14 protein-coding genes are annotated in these 16,897 nt (G+C 65.5%); 1 reads left to right on the top strand and 13 read right to left on the bottom strand.

The window, feature by feature from the left end; genetic code table 11:
* Positions 1-44: 44 nt before the first annotated feature.
* The 5 genes from AC3WL2_RS11900 to AC3WL2_RS11880 form a co-directional block, all read right to left on the bottom strand.
* Positions 45-2,270 carry a TonB-dependent siderophore receptor gene (locus AC3WL2_RS11900; protein ID WP_102683809.1) on the bottom strand — a complete coding sequence of 742 codons (2,226 nt, stop codon included), beginning with the start codon at positions 2,268-2,270 and terminating at the stop codon, positions 45-47.
* An 83-nt stretch (positions 2,271-2,353) separates the two neighbouring features.
* Positions 2,354-3,691, bottom strand: a complete 1,338-nt coding sequence (locus AC3WL2_RS11895) for a HAMP domain-containing sensor histidine kinase (RefSeq protein WP_102683808.1) — start codon at positions 3,689-3,691, stop codon at positions 2,354-2,356.
* A complete protein-coding gene (locus tag AC3WL2_RS11890; RefSeq protein ID WP_219730280.1) occupies positions 3,691-4,407 on the bottom strand; it encodes a response regulator transcription factor in 717 nt (238 codons plus the stop codon). The genes AC3WL2_RS11895 and AC3WL2_RS11890 overlap by 1 nt, the downstream gene beginning before the upstream one ends.
* A gap of 100 nt (positions 4,408-4,507) precedes the next feature.
* Positions 4,508-5,437 (bottom strand): FecR family protein, encoded by a 930-nt coding sequence (locus AC3WL2_RS11885; protein WP_102683806.1) that lies wholly within the window; start codon positions 5,435-5,437, stop codon positions 4,508-4,510.
* Complete coding sequence (locus tag AC3WL2_RS11880) at positions 5,430-5,969, bottom strand: sigma-70 family RNA polymerase sigma factor (RefSeq protein ID WP_102683805.1); 540 nt, start codon at positions 5,967-5,969, stop codon at positions 5,430-5,432. The genes AC3WL2_RS11885 and AC3WL2_RS11880 overlap by 8 nt, the downstream gene beginning before the upstream one ends.
* A 170-nt stretch (positions 5,970-6,139) precedes the next feature.
* Between AC3WL2_RS11880 and AC3WL2_RS11875 the strand changes: the two genes are divergently transcribed.
* On the top strand, positions 6,140-9,067 hold the full coding sequence (locus tag AC3WL2_RS11875) for a TonB-dependent receptor (RefSeq protein WP_102683804.1): 2,928 nt from the start codon (positions 6,140-6,142) through the stop codon (positions 9,065-9,067).
* Between the two features lie 253 nt (positions 9,068-9,320).
* Here the strand turns inward: AC3WL2_RS11875 and AC3WL2_RS11870 are convergent, their stop codons facing one another.
* The 8 genes from AC3WL2_RS11870 to eat form a co-directional block, all read right to left on the bottom strand.
* Entirely contained in the window at positions 9,321-10,019 is a 699-nt protein-coding gene (locus AC3WL2_RS11870; protein WP_102683803.1) for a LexA family transcriptional regulator, read from the bottom strand.
* Between the two features lie 221 nt (positions 10,020-10,240).
* Positions 10,241-10,768, bottom strand: a complete 528-nt coding sequence (gene ppa / locus AC3WL2_RS11865; protein ID WP_016484715.1) for an inorganic diphosphatase — start codon at positions 10,766-10,768, stop codon at positions 10,241-10,243.
* Between the two features lie 91 nt (positions 10,769-10,859).
* Positions 10,860-11,675: a M90 family metallopeptidase gene (locus tag AC3WL2_RS11860; RefSeq protein WP_102683802.1), complete on the bottom strand. Its 816-nt coding sequence runs from the start codon at positions 11,673-11,675 to the stop codon at positions 10,860-10,862.
* A gap of 7 nt (positions 11,676-11,682) precedes the next feature.
* Positions 11,683-12,330: a DedA family protein gene (locus AC3WL2_RS11855; protein WP_102683801.1), complete on the bottom strand. Its 648-nt coding sequence runs from the start codon at positions 12,328-12,330 to the stop codon at positions 11,683-11,685.
* 266 nt (positions 12,331-12,596) lie between these two features.
* Positions 12,597-13,055, bottom strand: coding sequence for a GNAT family N-acetyltransferase (locus AC3WL2_RS11850; protein ID WP_102683800.1), 459 nt, complete (start codon positions 13,053-13,055; stop codon positions 12,597-12,599).
* A gap of 107 nt (positions 13,056-13,162) precedes the next feature.
* Complete coding sequence (eutC, locus tag AC3WL2_RS11845) at positions 13,163-13,981, bottom strand: ethanolamine ammonia-lyase subunit EutC (RefSeq protein ID WP_102683799.1); 819 nt, start codon at positions 13,979-13,981, stop codon at positions 13,163-13,165.
* A gap of 8 nt (positions 13,982-13,989) precedes the next feature.
* Positions 13,990-15,384 carry an ethanolamine ammonia-lyase subunit EutB gene (locus AC3WL2_RS11840; protein ID WP_102683798.1) on the bottom strand — a complete coding sequence of 465 codons (1,395 nt, stop codon included), beginning with the start codon at positions 15,382-15,384 and terminating at the stop codon, positions 13,990-13,992.
* A gap of 49 nt (positions 15,385-15,433) precedes the next feature.
* Positions 15,434-16,882, bottom strand: coding sequence for an ethanolamine permease (eat, locus tag AC3WL2_RS11835; protein WP_084941828.1), 1,449 nt, complete (start codon positions 16,880-16,882; stop codon positions 15,434-15,436).
* Positions 16,883-16,897: the final 15 nt, after the last annotated feature.

Below are 16,897 nucleotides of genomic sequence, written 5' to 3'. Positions count from 1 at the left end.
CACCGCCGTCGCATCGTGCGAGGCAACGGCGGGGCGGGTTGGGTTCAGAAGGAGGCGGTCAGGCTGGTGTAGAGCGTCCGGCCCGGTTCGTTGTAGGTCGCCGCACCCGCGCCTTCGATGCCGTTGACCGCCTGGGCGTTGCCGGCGCGGTACAGGCGTTTGTCGAACAGGTTGTCGATGCCGGCAGTCAGGCTCAGGTTCTTGGTCAGGGCGTAGGTGCCGCTGGCCCCGACCAGGGCGTAAGGCGCCACCTGGTCGTTGGCGCTGCCGGTCACGCGCTTGCCCTGGTAGTCGTACTTCTTCGGCGTCTGCTTGCCGTACCAGGCCACGCTCAGTTGCAGCGACAGGTCGTCCGTGGCTTGCCAGTCGAGCATCGAGTTGAGGGTGTAGGCCGGGGTGACCGACAGGGTCTCGCCGGTGGTCTTGTTCTTCGATTGCAGCATGTAGGTGAAGTTGTTGCTCCACTTCAACTGCTCGCTCAGCGGGATGGTCAGGGTACCTTCCAGGCCTTCGACCAGCGCCTTGGGGATGTTTTCCCACTGGTAGAGCGTCGCGTTGGCGTTGCCGCCGACGCCACCGGATGCCTGGCCGATGCCGCTAAGGCCCGAGTCGATCTTGTTCTTGTAGTCGTTGCGGAAGTAGGTCAGGCCGGCGACCCAGCCGTTGTCCTGGAACTCGATGCCCAGCTCTTTGTTGACGCTGGTCTCGGCCTCCAGGTGCTCGTTGCCCTGCAGGTAGCAGCTGGTGGTCTGTCCGTAGCACCCCTGGCCGCGGCTGTAGAGCAGGTAGTCGGGGTTGAGCTGGTACAGGTTCGGCGCCTTGTAGGCGCGGGCGATGCCGGCCTTGAGCGTCAGGGTGTCGGTCAGCGCGTGGGACAGGTTGAGCGACGGGCTCCAGTTGTCGCCGACGATGCTGTGGTGGTCGAAGCGCAGCGCCGGGGTGAGCATGGTGCCGGGCAGCAGTTCGATGTTGTCCTCGGCGAACAGCGAGAAGATCTGCGCCTGGGTGCTGGTACTGCGACCGCTGCTGGTCAGGCCGGGTACGCTGCCGCCTTCGCTGGTGCTCTGGGTGTTGGCGCTGGGGTCGTCCAGCCTTTGCTGGCTCCACTCGCTGCCCAGGGTCAGGGTCTGGTCGCGCCAGGCATGCAGCGGCAGGTTGAGCTCGCCATGGGCGGTCAGGTCGCGCAGGGTCGAGGTGGCGAAAGGGCCATTGAACTGGCCTTCGGTACCGCCTGCGAGGCCTTCGCCCAAACGGGTGTTACGCGTCTTCTCGTATTGCAGGTAGGCCATTGAGCTGCCGAAGTCCCAGTCGCCGTGATGGGTGATCGCGTAGTGCTCTCGGTACAGGCGATTGGTTTCGTGACCAATCATGCTTTTGACCTGGGCGTTGCTGTTGGTGTTCTGGGTATCGCCGGCATAGATGTTGCCCTGACGGCTGAAGCCGGCCTCGAAGTCGAGCCGCTGCTCTGGGTTCAGGCGCCAGCTGAGCAGGCCATTGACGTCCTTGTTGCGTACACCTTCACGACCGGCGGGCAGGGTGCCGATCTGATTGCCGGTGCGTCGCGACTCATGACCTTGGTTGATATCCCAGTCGTCTGAATCCGTGGTGGCGACATTGCCGTAGATGCGGTAGCTGAGACTGTCGGTGAGCGGGCCATTGAGCCCGAAGCTCATGCGCCGGGTTGCGCCTTCGTCGCCATGTTGCGGGAAGCTCTGGTACAGCGTGGCATTGCCGTGGGTTTCGTTGGAAGCCTGCTTGGTGATGATGTTGACCACCCCGCCCATGGCGCCGGAGCCGTAACGTGCGGCAGCCGGGCCGCGGATCACTTCGATGCGCTCGACCTGGTCGGCCGGCACCCAGTTGGTGTCGCCGCGCGAGTCGCGTTCGCCACGCCAGCCGTAGCGTACTGAGCTGCGGCTGCTGACCGGCTTGCCATCGACCAGGATCAGGGTGTTCTCCGGCCCCATGCCACGAATGTCGATCTGACGGTTGTTGCCGCGTTGACCGCTGGTGGAGTTGCCGGTCAGGTTGACCCCCGGCATGGTGCGGATGATCTGCGACAGGTCGTTGGCCGGCGGGCGCTTCTTGATGTCTTCGGCGGTGATGATCGAAACACCGGGCGCCTGCTTGGTCTCTTCCAGCGCGGTGGCCACCACGTTCTGGCTTTCCAGCTCGATCGGTGCGGGCTGGTTGGCGGCGTGCACGGCGCTGCTCAGCAGGCAGCTGGACAGCAGCAGGAAGGGTGATAGGCAAAGCGGGCGGGGCGACATGTGTGATCTCCGGCGCGGCGGGCTGATTTCAAGAGATCACAGATGGTAATGGCTCTTATTTGAGAGTAAAGCGCATTAACTTTCTAAACACTTTCGGCCGCGGGCAGCAGCAGGTGCAGGCACAACCCAGGGTAGCCATTGCTCGCCCAGAGCCGTCCGCCCTGCAGCTCGATGGCGCGCCGGGCGATGGCCAGGCCCAGGCCGAAACCGGCGCCGCTGCCGGGCAGGCGGCGATAGGCCTGGAAGATCGGTTCGAGCTCCGCCTCCGGCACCCCAGGTCCGTGGTCGCGCAGGCACAGGTGCCAGTGCGTGCCCTCGCGCCAGCCCTCCAGGCTGACCTGGCCACCGGCGGGCGAATGACGGATGGCGTTGCGCAGCAGGTTTTCCAAGGCCTGGGCCAGGCTGTCCAGGTGGGCCTGCACCACGCAGTCGAGGCCGAGCGAGCAGGGCAGTCGCGCCATCGCCCAGCCGCTCTCGAAGCAGCTGTCCTGCACCAGCGCTTCCCACACCGAGAGCACCAGCACCGGCTCGGTCGCCAGTTGCGGCTGCTCGGTGTCCAGCCACGCCAGGTCGAGGGTGTCCTCCAGCAGTTTCTGCATGTCGTCCACTTCCCGGTCCAGGCGCTGGCGCAACTGCTCCGGGGGCAGGCCGCTGTCATGGGCGATGCGCAGGCGCGCCAGTGGCGTGCGCAGTTCGTGGGACAGCGTGCGCAACAGCAAGCGTTGCTGGTCGAGGCTCCTGCGCAGGCGCACGGCCATGTGCTCGAAGGCCTGGGCCAGTTCGCCCAGCTCGTCGCGGCGTTCCTGCAAGGGCAGGCGGGGGCCGTCCAAATCGTCGGCGCGCAATGCATCGGCGCGGTCGCGCAGGCGGTTGAGGGGCACGACCAGGTGGCGGTACAACGCCAGGCCCAGCAACAAGGCGAGCAGGGCAGGGGCCACGCCGTGGGTGATCACGTGGGTCCAGGGGGTCAACCCGGTCGGCAGCAGGTGCTCGGGGAGTTGAATGACCAGGCGACCCTCCTGGGGGCGGCTGGGGAACTCGATGCTCACATAGGGCAACTCGTCCTGCAGGCGCCGGCTCATGGGCCAGTCGAGCTTGCGCATGAAGGTCAGGCGGCTGGCCTCTTCGGCGCTCAGCGACGTGGTACCGAGGCTCTGCAGGTGCGGGCCGATGATGGCGACCCAGGTGTCTTCCCGGACTTCCAGTTCGCGGCGCAGGCGCTCAACGCCGACGGCGCCGTCCGTGCGCCAGGCCTGCTCGGCCTGTTCGGCGAAGCCGGCCAGGTACATCCGGTCGGCGGGGGCGAGGAAGTAGGTACTGCGTTCCACCGACAGTCCCCAGGTCCAGATCAGCCAGGTCAGCAGCAGGCAGAAACATACCTGCAGCAGCGCCAGTTTCCACAGCAGCGGATGTCGGCGCATCAGGCGCTACCCGGGTCGACCAGGATATAGCCCTGGCCACGCACGGCCTGGATCTCCAGGTGCCCCGCACCGATGGCGGCGAGCTTGCGGCGTAGGTTGCAGACATGCACATCCAGGCCGCGGTCGAGGCGGGTGTAGGCCCGGTGCAGGACGCTTTGATATAGGAAAGCCTTGCTCAGCGCCTCGCCGGGGTGGGCCTGCAAGGTCATCAGCAGGCGGTACTCGGAACCGGTCAGGCCGGCGTTCTGGCCATGGTGCGCGACATCATGGTTGGCCGTGTCGAAGTCCAGTGCGCAGGCATTGCGCGGAGCGGGCGGGCGCCGGTCCAGCGCCACCCGGCGCAGCAGGGCGTCGACCCGGGCATCGAGCTCGGCCAGGCTGAAGGGTTTGGGCAGGTAGTCGTCGGCGCCACGGGTGAAACCGCTGATGCGGTCCTGCTCGGCACCCAGGGCCGACATCAGCATCACCGGCACGGCCTGGTGCCGGCGCAGTTCGTCGAGCAGGCTGAGGCCGTCGACACCCGGGAGCATGATGTCCAGCAGCAGCAGGTCGAAGTGTGTCTGGCGTATCGCATTCAAGGCCTGGGTGCCGTTCTCGCAGGCCTGAACACTGAAGCCACGGCGCAGGAAGTGGTGTTCCAGGTCCTGGCGCAGGCGGGGATCGTCTTCGGCGAGGAGGAGCTTGGGGGACACGGGATTGCCTTGATGAGAATACATTGCAAATACGAATCATCCCATTGACGGCGGTGCCGGGGCAATGGCCAGGTGCTGGCATTTCGTCGCGTTACACGTCACATGCGGGAGCGGCTGTGTAATGTCAGCGGCTGATGAATGTCCCCCCGGCCTCGCTGCGGATACGCAGCTTATGGCTCTGCGCCAACATGGCCAGGGCCAGGGGCAGGTCATCGATCGGGAAACTGCCCGATACCCGCAACTCGGCCAACGCCGGGTCGCAGACCAGGCGCTGGTCGCTGTAGCGCATCAGCTCCTGGGTCCATTGCAGCAATGGCATCTCGTCGATTACCAGCAGGCCATTGCGCCAGGCCAGCTGAGCGTCGCGTGCATCCTCCAGTGGATCGAATCGATCACGGCTGAAGCGCAGCTGCGAGCCTGCCTGGACGATGACACCGCCGGCGGCTTCGGGCTGGACCTGTACGGCGCCTTCGTAGACCGCGAGCAGGGTCTCCTGGGGGAACTGGCGCACACTGAAGCGGGTGCCCAACGCCTGCATGACGCCTTGCCCGGTGCGCACCCGCAAAGGCCGCGACGGGTCCGCCGCGGTGGCGATGTATATCTCGCCCCGGCGCAGGTGCAGCAGGCGCTGCTCGGCCGTGAAGCGCACACTCAGCTCGCTGTCGCTGTTGAGAGAAACCTGGGTGCCGTCGGCCAGCAGCACATCCCGGCGCTCGCCCCGGGCGGTGAGGTAGTCGATGCCTCCCTCGCTGCGCCGCCATGCCCACCAACCCAGGGGGGCCGCGCCCAGCAACACCAGCAGAGTGCGCAGTACGGTGCGCCGGCTGCTGTCCGGGCGCACCAGCGTCTGTCGGGCCAGGGTGGGAGGCAAGGTGCCGAGGCGGGAGAGCAGGCGCTGCGCCCGGTTCCAGGCGCGTTCGTGCTCGGCATCGCGGTATCGCCAGTGCTCCAGTTCGAGCCGTTGCGTCGGCGTCAGTGGTCCTTCCTGCATCAACAGCAGCCAGGCGGCGGCCTGGGCGAGAATGGCCTGGGCGATGGGGGGCTGTTCACTCATCGGGCATCTGGCTCAGGCAGGCGACGTAGCCTTCGTGGATGTACTTCTTCACTGTCGGCAAGGCGATGTTCAGTGTCTGGGCGATGTCTTTCTGCTTCATGCCGTCCAGCGTTGCCATCAGGAAGGCTTGCCTGACCCGTGGCCGCAGGCTGTCGAGCACGGCATCGATCTCGTGCAGGGTCTCGAGAATCACGCTCTGCTGCTCGGGCGACGGATGTTCGACTTCGGGCACCAACGCCAGGGCCTCGAGCCAGGCCTGCTCAAGGGAATGCCGCCGACGCCAGCTGACCAGCACGCAATTGGCGATACGGGCCAGGTAGGCACGTGGCTGGCGCAGGGTATCAGGCTGTGTGGTGTCGCGGCTGGCCAGCACGCGCACGAAAATGTCCTGGGCCAGGTCATCGGCCACGCCACGCCCCCAGGAGCGCAAGCGATACGCCAGCCAGCCGCGCAACCAGGCGTGGTGTTCGACATACAGCGTGGTCACGGCGCAGTGCTCGATGTGCCGTGGCGGGTTCTTGAAGAGGGTCATGGGCAGCGGGGCCAAGGGTGTAAATGCAAACAATTATCACTAGATTTGGCTAAATCACAAGATCAAGTGAAAATGCGAATCGCACGCATATACCTTTTTCGCTGTCGTGCGACAGAAGGGGTGCAAGCCCGCATCGAGTGCCGGGCACTGACCTCACGAGCGAGAAAAGCATGCCCGCCAGCTATCGGCTTCCCCCTGTTTCGCGCCCATTGCAACGCTTGTCCCCGATCAGCTTCGCCGTACGGTGCGCGGTGCTCGGCTGTTTGCTGGGCTCTGGCGCAAGCCTGGCCCAGGCCGCCCCGGCGGCAACCGAGAACAGCCGGCCCGACGACGCCACGCGCCGCGACTACGATATCGCCCAGGGGCCGCTGGGCACCTCGCTGGGCGTGTTCGCCAAGCAATCGGGGCTGTTGCTGTCTTACGACCCCGACCTGACCCGCGGCCGCGCCGCGCCAGCGCTCAAGGGGCGCTACACCGTGCAGGAGGGCGCCCGGCGCCTGCTGGCCAATACCGGCCTGCAGCTGCTGCCCAACTCACGGGGGGCGTACATCCTCATCCCTCAGGCCCAGGCATCGGCGACGGCAACCGAGCTGACACCTACCGTGGTCGCCTCCAGTGAAATGGTCGACCCGCAGCGTGATACCTACCGCGCGCCGCGCTCGACGGTGCACCTGTCGCGTGAAGACCTCGACCGCTTCAGCACCGTGTCGGTGGGCGACATGCTCAAGGGCGTGGCCGGCGTGCAGGTAGGCGACAGCCGCAACGGCGGCGCGCTGGACGTCAATATTCGCGGCATCCAGGGGCAGAGCCGGGTCGCGGTCAGGGTCGATGGCTCGGAGCAGGCGGTGGATGTCTACCGGGGCTACGGCGGCACCCAGCAGCGCAGCTACATCGACCCCGACCTGATCAGCAGCGTCACCGTGAACAAGGGCCCCAGCACCCGCTCGGGGGCGATTGGCGGTTCGGTGGAGATGAAGACCATCGGCGTCGATGACATCCTGGTCGATGGCAAGGATGTCGGCGTTCGCCTGACCGGCAACCTGTGGAACAACGGCGTGGAGCCTGAACACCGCAACCGCAACTCCCTGGACGAGGACCTGAGTGCGGCGCCGCGTGATGAGCGCGGTAGCCTATTCGGCTCCAAGGCCGAATCCGGCAGCGCCGCCTTCGCCTATTCCCACGAGCGCTTCGACCTGGTGGCGGCCTATGCGCACCGCAACCAGGGCAACTACTTCTCCGGCAAGAAGGGCCAGGACCGCTACCGCCTCTATGATCGCTGGGGCGAGGAGCAGGCCAGTGTCGCCAACACCTACAATGCCGGCGAGGAAGTGCTCAACTCGTCGGCCGAGACCGACTCCTACCTGCTCAAGACCACCTGGCGGCTGGCCGACGACCACACCCTGGACCTCGGCTACCGGCGCTTCGACGGGCACATGGGCGAGATCATGCCGTCGGACATCTTCCGTTATGGCACCGCCGGCATCTACCAGTACCCCACCAGCGAAATCGAGATCGACACCTACACCGCCCGTTATCACTACCTGCCCGAGGGCAATCCGTGGGTGGACCTCACCAGCAACCTGTGGATGACCGACTCGAAGACCAGCACCTTGAGCGCGGCCTGGATGGCGCCCAAGTCGCAGCTGTTCCGCACCGACCGCGCCTGGTCGCGCCAGGACAACCGTCGCATCGGTGGCGGCCTGAGCAACGTGTCGCGGTTCAGCACCGACCATGGCGATTTCAAGCTCGACCTGGGCGGTGCGTTCCAGCTCGAAGACCTGCAGCCGCAGAAGAACGTCGTGGCCACCCAGCACGACATCAACGCCAACCGCATGTTGCGCGATGCGTCGCGCCAGGAGTTCAGCTTCAACGGCAACCTGGAGTACAAGCCCATCGAGGCGGTGACGCTGTGGGGTGGCGGCCGCTATGCCCACTACCGCACCAAGGACAACACCGTGCTCGCCGAGGCACGGCGCGAGGAGCGCGAAATGCGCTGGATTACCGCCAGCAGCCCGGGGCACTGGGGCAGCATGATGTGGTTCCCTGACCAGAACGGCCAGTACACCGATGCCACCGACCCGCGCCTGAACAATGGCATCGTCTTCGAGAACAGCAACGAGCCGTTCAATGGCGTGCCGTTCAACGAGTCCGGCGCGACCAATGTGGTCGTCCACCCGGAAAGCGTCAGCAATGTGACCACCGGCTACAACTACACCCCGCAGGGCAAGAGCAGCGGCGGAGGCTTCTCGCCAGCTTTCGGCATCAACGTCGAGTTCCTCCCCGACACCTTCGTGTATGCCTCCTATACCCAAGGCCTGCGCCTGCCTTCGCTGTTCGAGACCAGCCAGGGCACCCAGCAGGTCACCCCGGGCAAGCACCTCAAGCCTGAGCGCTCGCGCAGCTGGGAGGTGGGGGTCAGTGCCTTGCGCAGCAGCCTGCTGACCGCCGGAGATGAGGCATCGGCCAAGCTGGCGTATTTCGACAACGACATCAAGCACTACATCACCCGCTACTACGACCCAAGCCCGGGGCTGTGGGGGCAGATGACCTTCAGCAATACCGACAGTTTCCACACCCGCGGCCTGGAGTTGCAGTCGCACTACGATGCCGGGCGGGTGTTTGCCGACCTGTCGGCCACCTACTACCTGATGACCGAGACCTGCGACGCAGCCTTTGCCGGCAAGCTGCGCGCCAGCGCCAATCAGTACCAGCGCACACACGACACCCCGGACTGCACGCCAGGCAGCTACATGGGCTCTTACACCAACACGCAGAACCCGCCACGCTTCTCGGCCAACCTGCTGACCGGCTTGCGCTTCTTCGACGAGGCGCTGACCGTGGGCGGGCGCATGACCTATACCTCGGGGCCCACCGCGCAGATGGACAAGCCCTGGCAGACCGGCGCGACCACGCCGCAGATCGACTACCGCTCGGTGGCGCTGTTCGACCTGTTCCTCAAGTACAAGGTGCTGGAGCACACCGAGCTGAACGTGTCGGTGCAGAACCTGACGGACCGCTACTACCTGGATCCGCTGGCGCAGAGCTTCATGCCGGCACCTGGACGGACCTGGCGGGTGGGGATGGTGGCGCGATTCTGAGGGGTGCCTTGCTTGTCGACAGGCATTAAAAAGCCGGCTTGTGGCCGGCTTCTCGGGGACGGTCTTGGCTCATTTTTGATAAGCCGCAACCGCCTTAAACGGTTGGCAACATGGCCTGAAAAAGATGGCGGACGGCTGTGTGAGGCGTCGCCAGGCCCTCTGGAATGCGGCTTGCACCATCAGGGGGCATGATGTGCCGCGTAGCATACCCGTGTGTGTGGCCCCTGCCCAGCAAAAAGTGGTGCGAGGTGTTTCAGCCTGGGCGCGCAGGGCGCAGGCACGACCACCAGAACACCCAGCCGAGGATTTCCACCTTCTGCACGCGGCGTTGATAGGCCGTGTAGCGTTCGCAGGGGTGGTTGAGGCGGTCATGGCTGTGCAGGCACAGCGTGCCGTTCTGGCCCAGGGTGAGATGGTGCACCCGCAGGCGGCCATTGTGCAGCAGTGCGTAGCATTCGCCTTCGACCACCCGGGTGAAGCTGCGGTCGACGGCTAGCAGGGTGCCCTCCGGCAGCAGGGGCAGCATGTTGTTGCCGGACATACCGAGGCAGATGGCTTTTTCCGTCGACACCTGCAAGGCGTCCAGGGCTCGGCGGGGAACCGGCTGGTAATGCCCCGGCAGCGCCTGCAGGCTGCCCTGCTGCAGGTGATGCAGGGGCAGGTGCGCCATGCCTGTGTCCAGGCCCAGCAGCGGCGGTGGCAGTGCAATGCCCTGGGGCACGCAGCGGGCGGGTGCGAGCGGTGTCGGATGCTTCGGGCCCTCGCCACTGCGCAGCCAGCGCCTGCGCACGCAGAACAGGTCGGCGAGCTCGTCGAGCCTGGCCTGGGGCACGCCGCGTTTGAACCAGTTGTTGACGTGCTGCGGCGTGACCTTGCGCTGCGCGGCAAAGTCGGAAGGGGTCAGGTTGCACTCCAGCAGGAGGGCTTTGAGACGGTCACCGGATGTTTTCATGACGGCGAGTCTATCTCCGGTAGAACGGTGTGGAAATCAACCCGATGTCGAGGGTATTTGTAGGAAATGTGGCGGTTTGTAGGCGGGGACTGAGGATCGGGTAGGAAGATTCGATATGGTGTCCAATTGCAGGGCCAACACGTTGCCTCAGGCCCGCTGCCGGGTGGCTGACGGTGCCCATAAAAAAACCCTGCCGGAGCAGGGTTTTCTTCGTGTCAGGTTCAGCCCTTGTAGGCTGCGACCGACTTGGTGATCGCGGCGCGGGCGGCGTCGGCGCCGTCCCAGCCTTCGATCTTGACCCACTTGCCCTTCTCGAGATCCTTGTAGTTCGCGAAGAAGTGCTCGATCTGCTGGATCAGCAGGGCAGGCAGGTCGGTGTATTCCTTCACGTCGACATACAACTGCGACAGCTTGTCGTGAGGAACGGCGATGACCTTGGCGTCGCCGCCGCCGTCGTCGGTCATGTTCAGCACGCCAACCGGACGGGCGCGGATCACCGAGCCTGGGGCGACCGGGTACGGGGTCACGACCAGCACGTCCAGCGGATCACCGTCGTCGGCCAGGGTGTTGGGGATGAAGCCGTAGTTGGCCGGGTAGAACATCGGGGTGGCCATGAAGCGGTCGACGAACAGGGTGTCGCTGTCCTTGTCGATCTCGTACTTGATCGGCGCGTGGTTGGCCGGGATCTCGATGGCGACGTAGATGTCGTTCGGCAGGTCTTTGCCGGCTGGAATCTTGCTGTAGCTCATTGGGCAATGCCCCCGTGTTTGATCAAAAAAGTGGCGGCGATTATAGGCACATTCCCACAGTGGGTGCCACGCCCGGCCTGATGCGCGGCGTTCAGCCGTGGCTGGCGCGATAGTCCGGGTGCTCGGCCTGCAGACGTGCCAGGCGACTCAGCGGATCCTGGCGGTAGAACAGCGACAGCTGCTGGTAGACCTTCGGGTAGGCCTCGTGCAGCAGGTCGGGCGCGCTGAAGAAGTATTCGCTGGTGACGGCGAAGAACTCAGCCGGGTTTTCCGCGGCATAGGGGTCGATGGCCGTCTCGGCGTCGGGGTTGGCGTCGAGCTGGCGGTTCAGCTCGTCGTAGGCCTGCTGCATGGCTTGGGCCCAGTCCTCCACGCGCATGCCGTTGTGCAAGGGTGGCAGGCCGTTGGCATCGCCATTGAGCATGTCCAGCTTGTGCGCCAGTTCGTGGATGACCAGGTTGTAGGCCTCCCAGCCGCCGCTGCTCAGGACGCCGGGCCAGGCGAGGATCACCGGCCCCTGCTGCCAGGCTTCGCCGCTGTGCTCGGCGTCCCAGACATGCTCGACCCCGCTGCTGTCGCGGTGGCGCTGGGGGCTCTTGAAGTCGTCCGGGTAGAGGATGATCTCGTGGAAGCCCTGGTACCAGTTCAGTTCGCCCAGGTGCAGCAGCGGTAACTGGGCCTGGGCGGCGAGGAACAGGCGCTGCTCGTCGTCCAGCTCGACCCCGGGCAGGGTGGTCAGGTGCTTGTCGCGCAGGAACAGCACGCAGGCGTCACGCAACCAGCGGTCTTCTTCGTCGCTGATGCCGTCGAGCAGCGGCAGGCGTTCGCGGATCACCTGCCACAGCTGTGGATCGACCGGATAGCGGGCCAGGGTGCGCCGGCGCCGCCAGGCGCTGAACGACCACATGCGCAGGTCAGTGGGCCTTGGCCGTGCGACCGAAGCGGCCGCGCAGCAGGCCGAGGATCATCGGCACCAGCGACAGCAGGATGATCGCCACCACCATCAGCGACAGGTGCTGCTTGATGAACGGCACGTTGCCGAAGAAGTAGCCCAGCGTCACCAGTCCGCCCACCCACAGCAGCGAGCCAGCGACGCTGAAGGCCAGGAAGCGCGGATAGTGCATGTGGGCGATACCGGCGACGAACGGCGCGAAGGTACGCAGGATCGGCAGGAAGCGCGCCAGGGTGACGGTCTTGCCGCCATGGCGCTCGTAGAAGTCGTGGGTGCGCTGCAGGTAGTCCTTGCGGAAGATTTTCGAGTTGGGGTTGCGGAACAGGCGTTCGCCCGCCGTGCGCCCGATAACGTAGTTGGTGCTGTCGCCGAGAATCGCCGCGGCCATCAGCAGGCCGGCCAGCAGCGCCGGGTCCATCCCGCCACCGGCGGCCACGGCGCCGGCGATGAACAGCAGCGAGTCACCCGGCAGGAACGGCATGACCACCAGGCCGGTCTCGCAGAAGATCACGGCGAAAAGGATGGCGTAGATCCAGGGACCGTAGTTGTTGACCAGCAGATCGAGGTAGGCATCGAGATGCAGGATGAGGTCCAGCGGGTTGAAATCCATGTACAGCACCTGTGTTCTTGACCCGCTTCCACGGGCACGCGATGACGGACAGCGCCATGGTTGGGGAGGGTTTACCGGTTGTGCCGGTAACTTTTCTCACATGACAGGAGGGGGATTATACGGCGAAGTCCAGATCGTGCCCGGAGAGTTTGTAGCGAGGGGTTACGACTGTGGGATCGCGTTCGTGTTCATGGGAGCGGGCTTGCCCCGCGCTGGGGCCATCGCGGCAACCGCGCTACAAGCCCGCTCCCCGGTACGTGGCTTGCTCAATCCTGGCTGATCGGCAGGATGTAGTTCTCGAACTCGGTGTCTTTGCGAAAGCCCATGGATTCGTAGGTCTTCTGAGCCACTTCGTTGTCGCTGCTGGTGGACACGCGCATGCGCACGGCGTTGGATTTCTTGGCCATCTTCTTGGCCTCGCGCATCAGGTTGTCTGCCACCAGCATGCGCCGCGAGTCTTCGGCGACGTAGATATCGTTGAGGATCCACACGCGCTTGAGCGACAGCGACGAGAAGCTCGGGTAGAGCTGGCAGAAGCCCATCAGGCGGTCCTCGCCATCATCCGGCAGGGCCAGGTAGATGATCGACTCCTTGCGCTTGAGGCGCTTCTCAAGGAAGGCCCGCGAACTGTCCGGGTAAGGCAGTTGCCCATAGAACTCGCGGTATTTCACGAACAGCGGGGTGAGCAGGTCGAGGTGTTCCAAGGTTGCCTGGATAATGCGCATGGGCGGGCCTCTGAGTCCATTGGGAATACGGCGGATTGCCAGCAGCGTCCACTGGCATGCTGCCTAAAGCAGGCTAGAAGCGCAATCCGCCTTCGGTGACATGTTTTTTACCCTTCACCGAGCAGGAAGTTTCCGCTTTTCCCGGCAGAATCTTCGCTGTCGATACTATGGACCTCGGCTTCGTCCTTCAGATTCACCCCCGACAGCTGGCGCCTGCAGGCCTCGCGCATCAGGTACAGCAGGCGATGAGCGGCCATGCCGTAGCTCAGGCCTTCGAGGCGCACATTGGAAATGCAGTTGCGGTAGGCGTCGGTCAGGCCGACCTTCGGCGCGTAGGTGAAGTACAGGCCCAGGCTGTCGGGTGAACTCAGGCCTGGGCGTTCGCCGATCAGCATCACCGTCATGCGCGCGCCGAGCAGCTCGCCCACTTCGTCGGCCACTGCGACCCGGCCCTGCTCCACCAGGATCACTGGGGCGCTGCTCCAGCCATCGGCGGCGGCCTGTTCCTCGAAGCGGCTCAGGAAGGGCAGGGTGTGGCGGTGCACGGCTAGCGCCGACAGGCCGTCGGCAACAACGATGGCCAGGTCGACGCCGCCGGGGTTGGCCTGGGCGTGCTCGCGCAGGCACTGGGCCGAGTCGTCGTGCAGGCGGCGGCCCAGGTCCGGGCGTTGCAGGTACTGATGGCGGTCGCTGGCGGCGCTGTGCAGCAGCAGGCTGTCGCGCCCGCGCTCGCTGAGCTGCTGGCGCAGGCCGACGTGGTCGAAGGGCAGGTGCACGGCGTCGCGGGCCTGGGCATGGGCGAACTGGAAGTCCAGTTGGGCGCCGGTCGGCAGGCTGATGCCGGTGCGGCCCAGGGCGATACGCGCGGGGGTGAGGTTGCGCAGGGCCAGCCAGGGGTTGTCGGGGGTGGGTGCGTGTCGTTCCATGCTTACCTCTAGGCCAGCTGTGCCAGGGCCTGGCGGAAGGCCGGCGGCAGGTTGTCGCCGAAGCGGATGCGGCCATCGGCCTGGGTGAAGATGCCGGTACGCTCCAGCCACGCCTCGAATTCCGGCCCGGGCTTCAGGCCCAGGGTCTGGCGGGCATAGAGCGCGTCGTGGAACGAGGTGGTCTGGTAGTTGAGCATGATGTCGTCGGAGCCGGGGATGCCCATGATGAAGTTGATCCCGGCCACGCCCAGCAGGGTGAGCAGGGTGTCCATGTCGTCCTGGTCGGCTTCGGCGTGGTTGGTGTAGCAGATGTCGCAGCCCATCGGCACGCCCAGCAGCTTGCCGCAGAAGTGGTCCTCGAGGCCGGCGCGGATGATCTGCTTGCCGTTGTACAGGTACTCCGGGCCGATGAAGCCGACCACGGTGTTGACCAGGAACGGCTTGAAGTGCCGGGCCACCGCATAGGCGCGAGTTTCGCAGGTCTGCTGGTCGACGCCGTGGTGGGCGTTGGCCGACAGGGCGCTGCCCTGGCCGGTCTCGAAGTACATCAGGTTCTGCCCGACCGTGCCGCGCTTGAGTGACAGGCCGGCCTCGTAGCCTTCCTGCAGCACGTTGAGATTGATGCCGAAGCCGGCGTTGGCCGCCTCGGTGCCGGCGATGGACTGGAACACCAGGTCCAGCGGCACGCCGCGGTTGATCGCCTCGATCGAGGTGGTGACGTGGGTCAGCACGCAGGACTGGGTGGGGATGTCGTAACGTTGGATGATGGCGTCGAGCATTTCCAGCAGCGCGCAGATCGAGGCGATGCTGTCGGTGGCCGGGTTGATGCCGATCATCGCATCGCCGTTGCCGTACAGCAGGCCGTCGAGAATGCTCGCGGCGATACCGGCCGGCTCGTCGGTGGGGTGGTTGGGCTGCAGGCGGGTCGACAGCCGCCCGCGCAGCCCCATGGTGCCGCGCAAGGCGGTGACCACGCGGATCTTCTGCGCCACCAGCACCAGGTCCTGCACGCGCATGATCTTCGAAACCGCGGCGGCCATTTCCGGCGTCAAACCGGGGGCCAGGGCCCTGAGGCTGTGTTCGTCGGCCTGGTCGCTGAGCAGCCAGTCGCGCAAGCCGCCGACGGTCAGGTGGCTGACTGCGGCGAAGGCCGCGGCATCGTGGGTGTCGATGATCAGGCGGGTGACTTCGTCCTGTTCGTAGGGGATCAGCGCTTCGCTGAGAAAGTGCTTGAGCGGGATGTTGGCCAAGGCCATCTGCGCGGCCACCCGCTCGCCGTCGTTGCTGGCGGCGACGCCGGCCAGGTAGTCGCCCGAGCGTGCCGGGCTGGCCTTGGCCATCACCTCCTTGAGGCTGTCGAAGCGGTAGACCTGGTGGCCCACGGTATGCGTGAAACTTGCCATACAGAATCTCCAGGGCGCCGCAGGGCTGGCCTGCGGCGCAAGTCGGCAATCAGTGCAGGGCCTCTTCGGCCTTCTGGATCGCGGCGAATTCCTCTTCCGGTGTACCGGCCACCAGGTGGTGGCGGCTGTAGAACGCAAAGTAGGCAATTAATACTGCATAGATCACCGCGGCGCCAATCACCACCCGGGGGTCGACCAGGAAGCCGGCGACCACGGCGATGCAGGCCAGCACCAGGGCCACGCTCGAAGTGAAGATGCCGCCGGGGGTGCGGTACGGACGCTCCATTTTAGGGCGACGGATACGCAGGGTGATGTGCGCGGCCATCATCAGCACGTAGGACAGCGTGGCGCCGAACACCGCCACCAGGATCAGCAGGTCGCCCTGGCCGGTCAGCGACAGGGCGAAGCCGATGATCCCGGGGATCACCAGGGCCAGCACTGGGGCCTTGCTCTTGTTGGTTTCGGACAGCTTGCGTGGCAGGTAGCCCGCGCGGGAAAGGGCGAAGATCTGCCGCGAATAGGCATAGATGATCGAGAAGAAACTGGCGATCAGGCCGGCCAGGCCCACCAGGTTGACGAAGCCGCCCATCCAGGTCGAACCGCCGTAGGCCTTCGACAGCGCCTCGACCAGCGGGTTGCCCGAGGCCTTGAGGGCTTCGGAACCGGCGCCACCGGGGCCGACCACCAGGATCAGCAAGGCGAAGGCCAGCAGCACCAGCATCGCGCCGATCAGGCCACGGGGCAGGTCACGTTTCGGGTTCTTGGTCTCCTCGGCGGCCAGTGGCACGCCTTCGACCGCGAGGAAGAACCAGATCGCATAGGGGATCGCCGCCCAGACCCCGACATAGCCGAACGGCAGGAAGCTGCTGGCACCGACGGCGTCGGTCTTGGCGATGTCGAACAGGTTCGCTGCATCGAAATGCGGCACCATGCCGATCAGGAATACGGCCAGGGCGATGGCGGCGACCGCGGTGATGATGAACATCAGCTTCAGTGCCTCGCCGACGCCGAAGATGTGGATGCCGATGAACACGATGTAGAAGGCCAGGTAGATCATCCAACCGCCGATGCCGAACAGCGACTGGCAGTAGGCACCGATGAACACGGCGATGGCTGCGGGCGCGATGGCGTACTCGATGAGGATCGCCGTGCCGGTGAGGAAGCCGCCCCAGGGGCCGAAGGCGCTGCGGGCGAAGCCGTAGCCGCCGCCGGCGGTGGGGATCATCGACGACAGTTCCGCCAGGGAAAAGCACATGCACAGGTACATGGTGGCCATCAGCAGGGTGGCGAGGAACATGCCGCCCCAGCCGCCTTGTGCCAGGCCGAAGTTCCAGCCGGCGTAGTCGCCGGAGATCACATAGGCCACGCCCAGGCCCACCAGCAGGACCCAGCCGGCGGCGCCTTTCTTCAGTTCACGTTGCTGGAAATAGTCCGAGCCGACCTTTTCGAAGTCGACGGAGGAACTCGCCGGCGCGCTGCCGGAATGATCGCTTGGCATAGGGTTCACCTGTTG

This window comes from Pseudomonas sp. FW305-96 (genome assembly GCF_058783825.1).
This window is presented reverse-complemented; position numbering and strand designations above follow the sequence as displayed.